The following is a 16445-nucleotide window of genomic DNA, read 5'->3' as shown; positions in this document are numbered from 1 at the left end:
TTTGTTACTTCTGTTTATCCTCTAAGGGGCATTAGTGAATAAAAAAATTTGTTTTTGATAACATTTATTTCAATGTCTCTCTTAGCTTTTAAGAGAGACTACTGTTTTTACTAATTCTCCACTTTTACAATGGCCATTCTTCCGTTGTATGGTTTATTACCTTTTGCTTCTAAAGCTTTTGTTGCCTCTTGTAAACCATCGAACTTCTCATAATAGATGTAATATTTACTTGTTGTCACATTGTAAAAGAAATTAATATCCGAACGTCCTGCAGCAACTGCTTTTGCTAAGAACTCATCACGTTTCTCTACACTGTTGTGAACCGCAATAATCATATAATACCCGCTATCAGAATTTTTAATATTCTTAATAATCTGCATATTTGACTGTTCTTCACCAAAATCAAAATCATTTGCTTTCAGTGGCGTGCTGCTTAGTTTCGTTGTCTCTTTAATTCGTTTAAGAGCGGCAACATCCTGCGCATATCTTCCTTCATCATTCTCATAAGCCGCACGTTTAATTCTACGTTTACGCTCAATTTCAGTCTCTGTTTTAATACGCTCTAAATCGGCAATTAAAGCAGCGCCTTCTCTTTCCATTTTCAACTGAGCCGCTTTCAATTCGTTTATCTTTTCTAGATAAGCTTTATTCAAAGGATCATCTTTAGGGAACTTTTTAAGCCTTTCGTTATAAAGATTTGTCAGCTTTGCAATCTCATTTTTCATGCTGTTATTTGCATCAGCAATCTGAACTTTTAATGCTTCAATCTGACTGTTTTCTGCCGCTACACTCTTGAATGGTTTTGGCTCTTTATAAATACCTTTTTCACTTAAGTCATTCTCCTCTTTCAGATCATTCAAGTCTTTTTGCTTATTTGCAACTGTTGCTTTAAACTGATCTAGTAAATCCGTTTGTACTTTACTTGTACTCTCAACCGATTTTGTTAAGTTTTCAATAGCTTTTCCTGTATCATCTTTAGCTTTTGCCGCTAGTGCTGTAGCTTCTGCATCTGCCTTCGCTTTTTCTGCTGCTAACCTTGCCTGACGCTCCTCTTCTTCTCTTAACAATCTTGTTTCTTCTTCAGCTTTCATTTTTTCAGTAGCTTCTGCATCTGCTTTTGCTTTTGCATCTGCTAAAAGTTTAGCTTGAAGAGCTTCCATATCAGCTTTTGCTTTTGCGTCTGCTGCCAATTTAGCTTGTAAAGCTTCTGCATCTGCTTTTGCTTTTGCATCGGCTGCTAATTTCGCTTGGCGAGCTTCTTCTTCAACTCTAGCTTTTTCTTCAGCTGCCTGTTTTGCTTTTAATGCCTCCGCATCAGCTTTTGCTTTTGCGTCTGCAGCTAACTTAGCTTGTCGTGCATCTTCCTCTTCTTGTAATTTTTTAGCTTCTGCTTCTGCTTTCGCTTTCGCGGTTGCTTCTGCGTCTGCTTTTACTTTTGCATCAGCAAGTAATTTTGCCTGAAGAGCTTCCATATCTGCTTTTGCTTTAGCGTCTGCTGCCAATTTAGCTTGTAAAGCTTCAGCATCTGCTTTTGCTTTTGCATCTGCGGCCAATTTAGCCTGGCGAGCTTCTTCTTCAACTCTAGCTTTTTCTTCAGCTGCTTGTTTAACTTGTAATGCTTCTGCATCAGCTTTTGCTTTTGCTTCTGCAGCTAATTTTGCCTGACGAGTTTCTTCTTCAATTCTAGCTTTTTCTTCAGCTGCTTGTTTAGCTTGAAGGGCTTCTGCATCAGCTTTTGCTTTTGCTTCAGCCGCTAATCTTATTTTCTCTGCTTCAGCGTCTGCTTTTGCTTTTGCCTCTGCTGCTAATCTTGCTTTCTCTGCTTCAGCATCGGCTTTCGCTTTTGCTTCTGCTGCTAATTTCGCTTGACGGGCATCTTCTTCTTCTTTCAATTTTTTGGCTTCAGCATCGGCTTTTGCTTTTGCTGTAGCTTCTGCATCTGCTTTCACTCTTGCATCAGCAATTAGTTTCGCTTGTAAAGCCTCCATATCTGCTTTTGCTTTCGCTTCAGCTGCCAATCTTGCTTTTTCTGCTTCAGCATCTGCTTGTGCTTTTGCTTCTGCGGCCAATCTTACTTTTTCTGCTTCAGCATCGGCTTTTGCCTTTGCTTCTGCTTCTAATTTCGCTTTTGCTGCAGCCTCCGCATCAGCTTTAGCTTTAGCATCTGCTACAAGTTTAGCTTGAAGTGCCTCAGCATCTGCTTTCGCTTTTGCTTCTGCAGCTAATTGTGCTTGGCGTGCCTCTTCAGCTTGTTTTATTTTCAGTGCTTCTGCATCGGCTTTTGCTTTTGCTTCTGCAGCTATAAGTGCTTGTCTTGCTTCTTCATCTGCTTTTGCTTTGGCATCTGCAGCGGCTTTTTCTTTAAGTGCAGCTTCTTCAGCAGCTTTTGCTTTTAAATCTGCAGCGACTTTTGCTTTGTTAGCTGCATCAATAGAAGCTTTAGTCTTAGCCTCAGCTGCCGCTTTTGCTTTTGCTTCTGCAGCTAAACGTGCTTGCAATGCATCTGAATCTGCTTTTGCTTTCGCATCTGCAGCTAATATTGATTGCATGTCTGCCGCTTCTGCTTTTGCTTTGGCATCGGCTTTACGTTTTGCTTCAGCAGCATCTGCTTTTGCTTTATTGTCAGCAATTAATTTTAATCTTGCTGCTTCTGCATCTGCTTTAGCTTTCTCAGCTGCCGCCAATCTTGCTTGTCTTGCCGCTTCTGCATCTGCTTTTGCTTTCTCAGCAGCTAATTGAGCTTGTGTTTTTTGTGGCGCTGGAGCTGTTTTTGCAGCTTCTGCTTTTGCCTTAGCTGCAGCTTCTGCATCGGCTTTTGCTTTTGCTTCCGCAGCTAATTTCAATTTCATTGCTTCAGCATCTGCCTGTGCTTTATCTGCTGCTAATTGTGCCGCTGTTTTTTGTGGCGCTGCAGTTGTTTTCGTCGCCTCTGCTTTTGCTTTAGCCGCTGCTTCTGCATCTGCTTTAGCTTTTGCATCAGCTACCAATTTCAATTTCATTGCCTCTGCATCAGCTTTTGCTTTATCAGCAGCCAATTGAGCTTGTGTTTTTTGAGCAACTGTAGCTGTAGGCTTGTTTGCAGCCGCTTGTGCTCTTGCCGCTGCCGCAGCATCTACTCTAGCTTTGTTATCTGCAGCTAATTTTATTCTACGCTCTTCTGCATCTGCTCTCGCTTTGTCAGCAGCCAATTGAGCTTGTGTTTTTTGTGTTGCTGCAACCGCTCTATTTGCTGTTGCAGTTTGTGCTCTTGCAGCAGCTGCAGCATCTGCTTTAGCTTTTGCCTCTGCAGCCAACCTTATTTTAACAGCTTCAGCGTCTGCTTTAGCTTTATTATCTGCTTCTAATTTTGCTTTTGCTGCTGCTTCAGCGTCAGCTCTAACTTTTTCTGCTGCCGCTAATCTTGCTTGTTTTGCTTCTGCATCTGCTTTTGCTTTTTCTTCTGCAGCTAATCTATTTTTTTCAGCAATTTCAGTTCTGTTAACCTGAGTTGCTTCCGATTTTGGTTTTGCTGGTACAGATTTTGGTTTTGAAGGATCAATCAATGAACCTTCATCGTCATCTCCGTAATAGTAATTTCTATTTTTGAATTTGTAGGCAATAGCAAATTCATGAGAACCACCTAAATTAGAGAAATTGCCCATTCCTCTTTCGTAATTATATTCAATGGCAATACTTGGAGAGATATTAACTCCAAGTCCTGCTGAAACTCCATATAATGTATTATAGCCTAATTGTGCCCAAACTCCTTGTTGAAGTGCAAGCATTCCTAAACCTGAAATAACTGTTTTGTCTTTTTTAATTTCTGTTCTAACAATTCCAGAAAATTTACTTCTGTCAAAAAAGCCATAACTGTCAATGTATCCCGTATACATGGCATGCAATTGAATAGCTCTTTCTGGGTCTTCCTTTACCATTCCAGATCCGAAATTATAAAGTACTAAATTGTTAATAGCTAATCCGAAATCAAAAAAAGTAGTACCGTAGTTAATCCCTGGATTTACCGTTAAAAGAGTGCTTTTTGGAAAATCTCCAGTTAAAATTGTTGAATCATCAGATATAATTTTTCCTGTATTTATACCGCTTTGATAAATTCCTGCATTTAAACCAAAAGTTAAGTTGCTATCTTCTTCAAGAACGATATTATGAGCGAAATTGGCAACTCCTCCAAAAACAGTCATAAGACCGTAATTTTGCTGAAATAATCCAACTGCAAATGCTTCATTTTCTCTAAAACGTCCAGAATAATTGGCCAAATAAGTCTGTGGAGCATTATCAAACTGAACCCATTGTCTTTTGTTATAGAAACTTACATAAGGATTTGATTCTCTAACAAAACTAAATGTTGGGTTAATTAAATATCTATTAAACTTTAAAGAATTTCTTATGGGTAATGAAAACGAAACAACTCCATCCTCGGTAGCATTTTGAGAATAGAGTACATTTGATAAACCGTAAAATAACGTGATGAATAGTAAAAGTTTCTTCATATTATTTTATAACAGTTATTGATCCTTTTTTTTCACCTGTGTCGGACTGAATGACATAGTAATAAACGGGATTTACATTTTTAAAATCTATATTGCTTTGAGGCCAATCGCCTTGGTAATTCACTACATCCAAAACCATATCTCCGTTTGAACTAATGATCATTACTTTAGTGTTTGCATTTTTATATTCGTCCGGAATATTCCAATACGGAATATCTCCAGATAATTTGATGATATTTGGAATAACGCTTGATGGGCCAGAATCTCCATTTATTTTAAATGAAAATTCTCTGTTTGCAACGCAACCAGATGATTGAGAAACTTTTGCTGTATAATTACCTTTAACAGCAACTAAATAAGAATTTGAAGTTTCGCCGGCAATTAAATTTCCATTCAAATACCATTCGTAAGTTGGATTGACAGCATCTGTTGTTATCGTAACCGTTAAAGTTTCTCCTTCACTTAATTTGTATCCGTCTTGAGCATCAATGCTAGCATTGAAACCATTGCTTTGAAGATTAATAGTTCCTATAGCAGTACATCCTCCAAAGTCAACTTCTACAGAATAAACTCCAGATTCATTTGTTGAATAGGTTCTATTTGTAGCGCCATTGATAATATTACCATCTTTTTTCCACTGATATTTATTTCCTGATGTCGCAGTTAAGATTGTACCTGTACCGCTTGCACAAAATGGATTACCTAAACTAGAATTGATAGTAACTGCAGAGCCTGAAGAAGTAGTTGCAACATTTACGTGATTTGAACTAAAGTTCACGTCGGTACAAGAACCATAGTCTATAACGACATAATAATCTCCGACTGCATTTACAGTTAACGTTTTACCACTTTGTCCTGTAATAGCGACATTATCTTTATACCAAGTGTATTTAAGATTTGGATAGTTTACAGGAGATGAAGATGGTACCGATGGCGTTGCATTGTCAATAGAAAGAGTTATGCTACCTCCTGCACAAAGTGTTGCATTTGTGTCTTTGTTATTAATAGAAAATGTAGTCTCATAATCCTTAAAATAAGCAGGAAATGAAGTGTTACCTAGAGAATTCTTAAATCTTGGACTCGTTGTTGAAGTAGAACTTTTAACTCTTAATCCGTATGTTTCAGAACCTACTAAGCTTGTTGGTACAGCAAACTTTATTGTTTTTTGAGTAGCAGAAACATCTACAGTCTGCAATAATGTTGTAGCAATTGGATTGTTTGAAGCGTCTAAAAGTTCAACTACAAATGTTGTCCCTTCAGGAAAATTAACATAACTGAATGTTGCATAGAATTCATTGAACGAATTCCCAGCACAAAGCTTTTCTAGACCATCTAACTGGAGAGGCACTATAGTTTGAGCATAGGAATTCGATCTAGCAAACAGTAGAATGCTAAATAATAGAATAACTTTAAAAAAAGATAAAGTAATTTTTTGAATCATATAGTGCGTGTTCTTGCTAGATCTATACGCTCAAAAAACAAGATATCTATGAATGTTTCAGAGAAATCATACTTGTAATTTTCAATTACTTCTTTTGCAAGAATTGAAGTTGCAGCAAGTGTCGAGTTTTCTTCGCAGTCTTTAGATACAGTATTTGATTCAGCTGCTATAGTAAGGCTGTCCTTGGGGTTGGACATCCCTACTATAAACTGATTAAAATTGCTGTTTTCAATAACAGCACTATTATTATTTTCGTTTTGGTTAATGCAAGCCAAAGTTAAACTGCACTCAGAACCAGCAGCCTTTGTAGGTTTTTCTGCTGTATTCTGTGCATATAGAGTTAACGATATAGGCGAAACCAAAAATATTATATATAAAAAATATTTTTTCGTAGATACCATTATGTCTTGATCTTTATTTGGGCCCTTAAGACGATACATAAATTGTGTCTGGGGACTTAATTAATAAAATTTACGCGTGGGAAATAAAAATCGAAACTATTTATCTATTACCGCTAGAAGCTGTGATTTTTCCTAATTGTAATCTGAAATCTGGTTTTTTAGGATTGAAGATATCAATGAATGTTTCTTTGTTATCACTTTGTGAATAAACGTTAAAGAAAACACTGTTTCCATACCAGCTCTCTAAATCTTCATTGTTCGAATTGTATTCAGTAAAGATATTTCCTTTACATAAGTTGAAATACATTTCCTCAAATTTGATTTTTTTAAGGTTGGCATCATTGATTTCAGTTTTGCTATCTAATAATACTGCAGGGTTGAATCCAGAGATTACACTTCTTTTCATTTCAAGAGAAGCATTTTCAGCTACATAAACAGCCTCTTTTACTAAACCTGCTTGAATGTCAGCGTTAATGTTTTCACTGTCATTAACCATTGTAATATTGCTTGCAACAACTAAAGTTTGTTTTTTAGTGAAATCTGTTTCACTTTTCTTCTCAAAAGATCTAACCTCCATACAACGAGATCCATCTTTAGTACTTGAGAAGTAAGAAGATCTAACTGCTAAAGAGTTGAAGAAACGACATTGAACTCCTTGAGAAAATTTAAAGTCGTCGTTAACTGATTTATAAGATACAAATTTTGTAGCATTTAAGTCACCACCTAAGATTCCAAAAGAATCACCTCCAGCGTAACTTACCATAATATTTTCTAAAACTGTTTTGTTACCAACAGCTGCTAAAGTTAAAGCATTGAAAGTATCTAAGCCTTTTACTTTTTTACCAGCAAATTCAATTCTAACGAATCTTAAAACACCAGAGTTTGAAGCTACATTGTCTCCACCATAAGTAGTCATTGTAGGATCAAGATCTAGGTTATAAGAACCTACATTTCCGAATTTGTTAATTGGTGCATCTCCAAGGATTACAATTCCACCCCAATCTCCCGCTTTTTTCATACTGCGGTTTGAAGTAAATACGATTGGATCTGTTTCTAAACCATCAGCCACTAATTGTGCTCCTTTAGTGATTACCAATGTTCCTTTTGTTTCGAAATCACCGATAATTACTGTTCCAGGTTCAATAGTTAAAACAGCATTGTTTGTAACATAAACGTTTCCTTGCAGAACGTATATATTTCTTTTCAGCAACTTAGTATTAACAGAAATATTTCCTGCTAAAATTTGGTTTGCTTCTCCATAGTCAACTTTATTAGGCTTAAACTCTGTCCAGTTGTTTAACCAATTGGTGTAGCCCATAATTCCTTTCTCTTGTTGAGCATTCATACTCGCAACTGTCAAAAGAACGCAGATCAATTGAGTAATTTTTTTCATGATAAGGGGGGGTATTACGGTTAATAATAAATTTGGGTATGCGTAAATGTAAAAACTCCTCTCGGGTTTTCTGAAATTTTTCAGAACCCTCGAGAGTGAGTTGTTTTTTATTTTGTTTTTCGAAAACGTCAAAGCTGGTATTCACTTAGACTTTCCCAAAAAGATTTTAAAAAATTACTTTATTACATTTCGTTCAAATCGTTGAACTCGTGTAATGATTTCAATGTACTTTCGTAGAATAAAATTGCCGCGATTAGATTTCCTTTATCAGAGTAAGGCATCATTTTTCTTTGGAATTCTACTGTTGTATCTAAGAATGTTGTTGTACCAACTGCTTGAGCATCCAAAACTTTTTTGTGTTCACTATCGTCTGGAATACCAAGGTCTGCCATAGTAACTCCAGGTTTTGTAACCAAAGCAATGTAAGGGAGAGTTTTAACTAATACTTTGATACGCTCGATGTATAATTCCAAAAGTTCACCCTTTTGCATACCACTTAATTCTTTTTGATCATGGTATTTTCGGATAAGAGCAGTTGTACTAATAATACTTCTCGGTGCGTTTTTAGCTTGTGCTGAAACAGCCGCAGTAGTTAAGATAAAAAAAGCACTAAATAGAATAATTTTCCCTTTCATAGATTCTTATTTTATAATTGGTTGTTGATAAAAACAAAAATATATAAATTAACTTAAATTACAACTCCAACTCTTTTTTTTTTCAAAAAAAAACCTTAAAAAAAACTTAAAAACTGGCCTTATGTCGAGAAAATGTGCGTTTTAACGTGCTTTTTGTTAAAAATGTTAATTAAAAAATCGTAAGATATTAACTATAAAAAATATAAAATTGACTCAATAAATAACCAAAAAAAACATACGTTTGTCGATTTTAGAAAAAAAATATTAACAAAAACACCTTGATATTTACTAACTTGAAGAGATTTATTAACAAAATTCTGTCGAAAATGATCCAGAAAAATTCAAAAAAACGTCCTAAGACTTAGTTACTAAATTTGAAAATTTCTGCTTACAAATAATCTCATCTGGAAAATTTTTGACTACACATTTTCTTTTATCTTTGCCCCATGCAATTTTCTCAAATTTTAGGTCAAGATTACATCAAAAGCCACTTGATAAAAAGTGCTGCTTCTGGTAGAATTCCTCACGCACAATTATTCGTTGGTCCAGAAGGATCTGGTACTTTAATAACCGCCATTGCTTATGCTCAATACATTTTGTGCAGCAATACTGGCGACGAAAATTCGAACGGAAACGATTCTTGCAATCTTAAGTTTGATAATATATCACATCCCGATCTCCATTTTATTTACCCCACGGTTACCACCGAAGACGTAAAAACAAAACCAAAAAGTTTAGATTTTATTCAGGATTGGCGAAGCTTTATTCAAGAAATGCCTTACGGAGGTTTGTTCGATTGGTATAAAATTCTCGGCGTACAAAACAAACAGGGAGAAATTCGTGTAGAAGATGCGCAGGAAGTTTTAAAATCGCTTTCGCTAAAATCTTATGAAGGCGGCTACAAAATCATGATTATCTGGATGGCAGATAAAATGAATATTGCGGCTTCAAATAAACTTCTGAAACTTTTGGAAGAACCGTCAGACAAAACGATGTTTATTCTGATTTCAGAAAACGAAGAAGATATTATTCAAACCATACGTTCGCGTTGTCAGGTAATTCACTTTAACGGACTTCCAGAAAAAGTAATCGCTGAAGCTTTGGTTGCCCAAGAAAATATAGATCCTAATCTAGCCAAAAAAATTGCGCATCAAGCGCAAGGGAATTTCAATAAAGCGCTTCATCTCTTAAAAGAAGACGACGATGATCTTCCGTTCGAACAATGGTTTGTCAATTGGGTTCGAGCTGCTTTTAGAGCAAAAGGAAATGCTGCCGCTATTCAGGATTTAATTTCTTGGAGCGAGCAGATTGCTGCGCTTGGTCGTGAAAGCCAGAAAAAATTCATTCAATACTGCATCGAAATGTTTCGACAAGCTCTTATGCTAAATTACCAAGCTCAAGACTTAGTTTATATCGAACCTAAGGTGGATAAATTCAAATTAGAGAATTTTGCTCCTTTTGTAAACGGAAATAACATTCACGAAATATTCAAAGAGCTTTCAGATGCCATGTACCATATTGAAAGAAATGGAAATGCGAAGATAATCCTCACCGATTTATCGATCAAATTGACTCGTTTAATTCATAAAAAATAAATCATAATGAACAATGTTGCCTCAATTTTACTTTTAGCTTTTTTAGCTTTAACTTTTTTACAATCGGGTTACGAGAAAATTTTTTACTGGAAAGATAATGTAGCTTGGCTTAAAGAGCACTTTGCTAAAACTCCATTAAAAAATCAAGTTCCATTGGCTCTTTTGCATTTACTAATTTTGGAATTAATTTCTGGTATTTTATGTGTTGTTGGAGGAATCCAATTATTCACAAATAACGGAAGAGAATTTGGTTTTTACGGAGCTATCTTTTCATGTATTTCTTTACTAATGATGCTTTTTGGGCAAAGACTTGCAAAAGATTACGATGGTGCGAGGACCATTGTTATATATTTTATACCAGCCGTTATGGCTGTCTATTGGTTAAATTAACCAATACAAATTTTTAAATTTTAGATCAAAAAAATGAATCCAAAACATCCTTCAGAATCTGTAACTATTTTAACTGATTTAGTTTTACCGAGCGAAACAAATCCTTTAAACAATCTATTTGGTGGTGAATTATTAGCCAGAATGGATCGTGCAGCAAGTATTGCAGCCCGCAGACATTCGCGCCGAATTGTTGTAACGGCTTCTGTAAATCACGTTGCTTTTAACAGAGCTATTTCGCTTGGAAGCGTTGTAACTGTTGAAGCAAAAGTATCAAGATCTTTCAAAAGTTCGATGGAAGTTTTTATCGACGTTTGGGTAGAAGATCGCGAATCTGGAAATAGAACTAAAGCCAACGAAGCTATTTACACTTTCGTTGCTGTTGACGACACTGGCAGGCCAGTTGAAGTACCTGCAATTATTCCAGAAACGGATATAGAAATCCAACGTTTTGATGCTGCCCTTCGCCGTAAACAATTGAGTTTACTGCTTGCTGGCAAAATAAAACCTTCTGATGCTACAGAATTAAAGGCTTTATTTTTATAGAACGATTTTGTGACAATTTGGAACAATCAAACTTCAAAAAAAGAAGTAATTTTACAAATTATAAAACGGACTAATAAAAATACAGCAGAATTTTCTTATTTTTATCCAGAAAGGCAAAATAATAATTTAAGATATTTAGAAAAAAATGAGTTCAGAGAAAGAAGCCAAATTAAAAGCACTACAATTAACGCTTGATAAACTTGACAAAACCTACGGAAAAGGAACCGTAATGAAAATGGGCGACAGAGCCATTGTAGAAGTAGAAACGATTTCTTCTGGCTCACTAGGTGTCGACTTAGCTCTTGGAGTAAACGGATATCCAAAAGGAAGAATTATCGAAATATATGGTCCAGAATCTTCTGGAAAAACAACTTTGACGCTTCATGCAATTGCAGAAGCTCAAAAAGCAGGCGGTATCGCTGCCTTTATAGATGCAGAGCACGCATTTGATAGAAATTATGCTGAAAAATTAAATGTTGATATTGAGAATTTAATCATTTCTCAACCAGATAACGGAGAGCAAGCTTTAGAAATTGCAGAAAATCTTATTCGTTCTGGAGCTATAGACATTGTTGTAATTGACTCTGTTGCAGCCTTAACTCCAAAAAGTGAAATTGAAGGTGAAATGGGAGATTCTAAAATGGGTCTTCATGCACGTTTGATGTCTCAGGCTTTAAGAAAACTTACTGGAACTATCAGCAAAACAAATTGTACGGTTTTCTTCATCAACCAGCTTCGTGAAAAAATTGGTGTTATGTTCGGAAATCCAGAAACTACAACTGGGGGTAACGCACTTAAATTTTACGCTTCTGTGCGTTTAGATATTCGTCGTTCTGCTCAAATTAAAGATGGTGAAAACGTAATAGGAAATAGAACTAAAGTTAAAATTGTTAAAAACAAAGTGGCACCGCCATTTAAAACTGCCGAATTCGACATTATGTACGGCGAAGGAGTTTCTAAAACTGGTGAAATCTTAGACCTAGCTGTTGAATTTGACATCGTTAAAAAAGCAGGATCTTGGTTTAGCTACGGCGATACAAAACTAGGACAAGGACGTGACGCTGTTAAAACTTTAATTAAAGACAATCCAGAACTTGCTGAAGAACTGGAAATTAAAATTAAAGAACACATAAAAGAATTGGCTAATGCCTAAAAAATAAGTCTAAAAAAGACACATTAAAAGCCGAGTGATTATATAAAAATCGCTCGGCTTTTTTTATTTTGAAAAAAAATGAAATTTCTACGCAACCTTTTTACCAAACTCTCATCTATTAAAAAAAAACAGTTTGCAATTGGTACTGCCATATATCAATTTGGCGTTTTTTTAGAATTTACATTGGTTGGTTATTTGAGTAAAAACCCGTTAGATATTTTTATCTGGCGGGTTTAATCAATTTTTTTTAATTCTGACGCAACCTTTTTAATTTTTCCTAATCTATAATAATGTGACATTAACTTGAGTTATTAACTAAACTCTTTATTATCAACCATTAATATTTTTAACCATGAAAGAAAAAATGGAATTGTTGTACAATAAAAACCGAAGAAAAACCAAATTAAAATTTAAAAAAGTATTACGTTTTATTTCAGAAAAGATAATTCACAGATAATAACTTTTGAATAAAAATAGGGGGTTTTTAATTCAAAGAAAAGCCGGTAGACTGATTAAATCTACCGGCTTTTGTATTTTACATAATGTTCTAATGGCTATTATTTCTGAAAATCAATTAAACCATTGTAAATCATATTTCTAACTTGGTCTCTCAACTCTTTTCTGTGATCGCTTGTCAATCCTTTTGTTTCAACGAAAGGTAAAATTCGCGCACGCATTTTTCCTGGACTTCCGCTCATGAACGTATATGAAAAACGTTCTTTGTTATCTGGAAAAACAATGGGTACAATCGGAATCTGATGATCAATAGCCAATCTGAATGCTCCATCTTTAAACTCGTCCAACAAAATACTTTCATCATCTGGAACTCCCCCTTCAGGAAAAATACAAATACTCAAACCTTGGTTAAGACGATTTTGGGCTCTTTTAAAAACTTCATTTTTACTTTTAGAAGAACTTCTGTCAACCAAAATACAGGTTCGTTTATAGAAAAACCCAAAAAGCGGAATCTTCACCAATTCTTTTTTTCCAACAAAAACAAACGGATTTTTTATAAGCGCCAGCATTAGCATAATGTCGGTCATCGAGGTATGATTGGCCACAATCATGTAACTTTTGCCTTTAATGAGCTTCTGTTCGCGTTTTACGATGTAATAGAAACCCATCCCGAAAAGGATAAATTTAGCCCAAATGCGGGCCATTTTAAAGAAATATGGATATCCTTTCTCAGAAAGGATAGAAACGACCAGAAAAGGGAACATAATGAGTATCGGAATCGCCATCAAAATGTAAAACCAAACTCTCCAAAGAATCCAAAAAGCAATTTTAAATATTTTCATAGCTTCAAATGTAAGAAAACAGAAATGAATTTTAATCAAGATTTTTTTTCTAAGTGCAAGCTTTTTCTAACGCAAAGGGCACAAAGGATTTTCGCAAAGTTTTTAAAGTGATTATTATGAAGGGGTTTGCTTTGCGATAAGTTCACAAAGCTTTATCTATAAATTATTTGCAACTCTTCTAATGCCATTTTTTAAGAGACTTTCATTGAAATTTATGAGCAACCCTAGCTTAAAAGTTCCAAGTCTTAAATAGGTTAATGTTTGTGCTAAATGATTAACGGTAAGTGATTCCACACTTTTTATCTCAATTAGAATTTGTTTTCCACAAGTATGTCAATGCGGAATCCACAATCCAACTTAACTTCTTCAAAAATTAATGCCAAAGATTTTTCTTTTTCAACAAGAAATCCACGTTGTTTAATTTTATAAAACAAACATTCTTTATACACATTTTCTAATAATCCAGGCCCAAGTTTTTTATGAATTTCAATCGCTAATCCAATTACAATATTTGATATTTCGTTTTCTGTCATAATTTAAAAAAGCTAAATTTATAAACATTTTCTTATATTTTATAAAAACTTTGTGAACTTATCGAAAAGCAAATCTCTTAAAAGAAACATACTTCTTTTCTTTGCGAAAATCCTTTGTGCCCTTTGCGTTAAAATAACTCACAAAAAAATTCAAAACTTAATGATAAACCATTGCACACTTTGCGATTAAAAAAAACATCACGACATTTGCATTTAGAAAAAACTAGAATGGCAAAAATACTTACTGGAGTTCAAAGTACAGGAACACCGCATTTAGGAAATTTATTAGGAGCAATTATTCCGGCAATCGAATTATCAAACGATCCAGCAAATGAATCTTATTTGTTTATTGCCGATTTGCATTCAATCACTCAGATTAAAGACGGAAAAACTTTAAGAGAAAACACTTATAGCACTGCTGCAGCTTGGCTTGCTTGTGGTTTAAATCCTGAAAAAGTGACGTTTTACAGACAATCTGATGTGGTTCAAACTACTGAATTGACTTGGTATTTAAGCTGTTTTTTTCCGTTTCAAAGATTGACTTTGGCACATTCTTTCAAAGATAAAGCAGATCGTTTGGATGATGTTAACGCTGGACTTTTTACATACCCGATGTTAATGGCTGCCGATATTTTATTATATGATGCTGAATTTGTTCCTGTTGGAAAAGATCAGTTGCAACATTTAGAAATCACTCGCGATGTTGCGGCTCGTTTTAATCATCAAATGGGCGAAACTTTTGTTCTCCCTGAAGCAAAAATTCAGGAAAACATTATGCTGATTCCAGGAACAAACGGAGGAAAAATGAGTAAATCTGCAAACAATATCATCAATATTTTCTTGGATGATAAAACATTACGCAAACAAGTAATGAGCATTGAGACAGATTCTACTCCGCTTGAGGCACCTAAAAATCCAGATACTTGTAATGCATTTGCTATTTATTCTTTATTAGCAAACGAAGAACAAACTGCCCAAATGAGAGCAAACTACTTAGGCGGAAACTATGGTTACGGTCATGCAAAACAAGCTTTGTTTGAATTAATTACAGAAAAATTCAAAACAGAAAGAGAAAAATACAATTATTACATCAACAACCTAGAAGAAGTTGACGCTTTGTTGAAAAAAGGTGCTGCAAAAGCTTCTGTAATTGCCGATGGTGTTTTAGCAAAAGTTAGAGAAGTTTTAGGATTTCAGAAATAATTCAAAAACTATCTTTTAAAGAAACGCTGATCATTTTAAAATTGGTCAGCGTTTTTCTTTTAATGTCTATTTCAATTATTTTTTTGTAACTTCAAGAATATTAATCATTTAAAAACGAAAAAATGGATAAGTATATTGAAGATTATAATGTTCCTTCGTATGTATTCCAAATTCTAAATATAGTTTTTGGCTTATTACTGATTTATATTTTATACCGATTGTACAAACATTTTACGCGAAAATAAAATATAGGATTTTCTGCGTTAAATTGATTCAAAAAGTTTTCCAGGAAGTGGCCTGATAACACCTTTCAATTCCATACTAATCAGAATTCCAGATAGTTTGAAAATCGGAATTCCACATTCGATTGCAATGATATCTAATAACTCTTTTCCATTTTTTAGAAGAAAATCATAAACCTTCTGTTCTTCGGATTCTAATTCTACAAAAAGCTGTTTCTGAATGTTTTTTGGTTTTTCTTTAATGTCCCAATTTAGCATGTAGATTAAATCAGCAGCATCTGTCAACACATTTGCTTTCTGCGTTTTAATCAAGTTATTACAACCTTGACTGTATTTATCAGTCACTCTACCAGGCACAGCAAAAACATCACGATTGTACTCGTTGGCCATATTTGCCGTAATTAAAGATCCTCCTCTATCTGCAGATTCGATTACAATTGTAGCTTCAGTCATACCAGCAACAATACGGTTTCGACGAACAAATTTCTCTTTATCAGGATTGGAATCGCTCCAAAACTCAGTAATAAATCCGCCGTTTTCTTCCATTCTAGCCATGTACTTTTTATGAGTTCTTGGATAAATCTGATTTAAGCCATGAGCGAGTACACCAACAGTTTGTAAATTAAAATCAATTGCGACTTGATGTGCTACAATATCAACTCCATAAGCAAATCCGCTTACAATTACAGGATCGAGAGGAGCCAAATCTTCAATCAACTTTCTACAGAAATCAGTTCCGTAAGAGGTAATTTGTCTTGTACCAACAATACTGATTATTTTCTTGTTTTTTAAATCCAAATTCCCCGCAGTAAAAATCAGAATTGGTGCATCAATGCAATGTTTAAGCCGTTCTGGATAATTTTCGTCCTGAAAAAAAGAAACCTGAATATTGTTATTTTTTATAAATGAAAGCTCTTTGTCAGCTTTTTCAAAAACAGTTTTATCTTTCAAATTTTTCAATAAAACAGATCCTATTCCATCAACGGCAGCCAATTGAGAATTCTTTGCTTTAAAAATAGAAGAAGCATTACCAAACGAATTAAGTAATTTTTTACCCATTATATCTCCCACTCCGTCGACCTTCAATAAGGCAAGCAAATTAAACAATTCCTGATCTGTCATTTTGTTTTA

The 16445-nt window shown here is 34.7% G+C and carries 13 protein-coding genes and 1 pseudogene; 6 read left to right on the top strand and 8 right to left on the bottom strand.

Annotated elements, in window-relative coordinates; genetic code table 11:
* Nucleotides 1–110: 110 nt before the first annotated feature.
* From JI750_RS05155 to JI750_RS05135, 5 genes are all read right to left on the bottom strand, one after another.
* On the bottom strand, nucleotides 111–4487 hold the full coding sequence (locus JI750_RS05155) for a PorP/SprF family type IX secretion system membrane protein (protein ID WP_201999243.1): 4377 nt from the start codon (nucleotides 4485–4487) through the stop codon (nucleotides 111–113).
* A gap of 1 nt (nucleotide 4488) precedes the next feature.
* Nucleotides 4489–5928 carry a gliding motility protein SprC gene (sprC, locus tag JI750_RS05150; protein ID WP_201999242.1) on the bottom strand — a complete coding sequence of 480 codons (1440 nt, stop codon included), beginning with the start codon at nucleotides 5926–5928 and terminating at the stop codon, nucleotides 4489–4491.
* Nucleotides 5925–6329 (bottom strand): hypothetical protein, encoded by a 405-nt coding sequence (locus JI750_RS05145; RefSeq protein ID WP_236672977.1) that lies wholly within the window; start codon nucleotides 6327–6329, stop codon nucleotides 5925–5927. Before JI750_RS05145 ends, sprC begins: the two co-directional genes overlap by 4 nt.
* Nucleotides 6330–6429: 100 nt before the next feature.
* Nucleotides 6430–7722, bottom strand: a complete 1293-nt coding sequence (locus JI750_RS05140) for a beta-helix domain-containing protein (protein ID WP_201999240.1) — start codon at nucleotides 7720–7722, stop codon at nucleotides 6430–6432.
* 182 nt (nucleotides 7723–7904) lie between these two features.
* On the bottom strand, nucleotides 7905–8357 hold the full coding sequence (locus JI750_RS05135; protein ID WP_095930184.1) for a hypothetical protein: 453 nt from the start codon (nucleotides 8355–8357) through the stop codon (nucleotides 7905–7907).
* A gap of 446 nt (nucleotides 8358–8803) precedes the next feature.
* Here JI750_RS05135 and JI750_RS05130 point away from each other — a divergent pair, with 446 nt between their 5' ends.
* The 4 genes from JI750_RS05130 (at nucleotide 8804) to recA (ending at nucleotide 12038) form a co-directional block, all read left to right on the top strand.
* Nucleotides 8804–9952, top strand: coding sequence for a DNA polymerase III subunit (locus JI750_RS05130; protein WP_201999239.1), 1149 nt, complete (start codon nucleotides 8804–8806; stop codon nucleotides 9950–9952).
* A gap of 6 nt (nucleotides 9953–9958) precedes the next feature.
* Nucleotides 9959–10342, top strand: coding sequence for a DoxX family protein (locus tag JI750_RS05125; RefSeq protein WP_111284241.1), 384 nt, complete (start codon nucleotides 9959–9961; stop codon nucleotides 10340–10342).
* Between the two features lie 33 nt (nucleotides 10343–10375).
* Nucleotides 10376–10885 (top strand): acyl-CoA thioesterase, encoded by a 510-nt coding sequence (locus JI750_RS05120; protein ID WP_201999238.1) that lies wholly within the window; start codon nucleotides 10376–10378, stop codon nucleotides 10883–10885.
* Nucleotides 10886–11030: 145 nt separating this feature from the next.
* Nucleotides 11031–12038 (top strand): recombinase RecA, encoded by a 1008-nt coding sequence (gene recA / locus JI750_RS05115; protein ID WP_095930180.1) that lies wholly within the window; start codon nucleotides 11031–11033, stop codon nucleotides 12036–12038.
* 557 nt (nucleotides 12039–12595) lie between these two features.
* Here recA and JI750_RS05110 read toward each other — a convergent pair.
* Both JI750_RS05110 and JI750_RS05105 read right to left on the bottom strand, forming a co-directional pair.
* Complete coding sequence (locus tag JI750_RS05110) at nucleotides 12596–13336, bottom strand: lysophospholipid acyltransferase family protein (protein WP_201999237.1); 741 nt, start codon at nucleotides 13334–13336, stop codon at nucleotides 12596–12598.
* A gap of 156 nt (nucleotides 13337–13492) precedes the next feature.
* Nucleotides 13493–13869, bottom strand: a pseudogene (locus tag JI750_RS05105) (GxxExxY protein).
* 228 nt (nucleotides 13870–14097) lie between these two features.
* On the opposite strand from JI750_RS05105, the gene trpS reads away from it, so the two are divergent.
* Both trpS and JI750_RS22090 read left to right on the top strand, forming a co-directional pair.
* Complete coding sequence (gene trpS, locus JI750_RS05100) at nucleotides 14098–15072, top strand: tryptophan--tRNA ligase (RefSeq protein ID WP_201999236.1); 975 nt, start codon at nucleotides 14098–14100, stop codon at nucleotides 15070–15072.
* 122 nt (nucleotides 15073–15194) lie between these two features.
* Nucleotides 15195–15317, top strand: a complete 123-nt coding sequence (locus JI750_RS22090; protein ID WP_255566548.1) for a hypothetical protein — start codon at nucleotides 15195–15197, stop codon at nucleotides 15315–15317.
* Between the two features lie 18 nt (nucleotides 15318–15335).
* Here the strand turns inward: JI750_RS22090 and dprA are convergent, their stop codons facing one another.
* Nucleotides 15336–16436, bottom strand: coding sequence for a DNA-processing protein DprA (gene dprA / locus JI750_RS05095; protein WP_201999235.1), 1101 nt, complete (start codon nucleotides 16434–16436; stop codon nucleotides 15336–15338).
* Nucleotides 16437–16445 lie beyond the last annotated feature (9 nt).

It is taken from the genome of Flavobacterium tagetis, from assembly GCF_016735615.1.
Taxonomy (GTDB): domain Bacteria; phylum Bacteroidota; class Bacteroidia; order Flavobacteriales; family Flavobacteriaceae; genus Flavobacterium; species Flavobacterium tagetis.
Note: the sequence above shows the minus strand (reverse complement) of the source record. Positions and strands in the feature narration are given on the sequence as shown.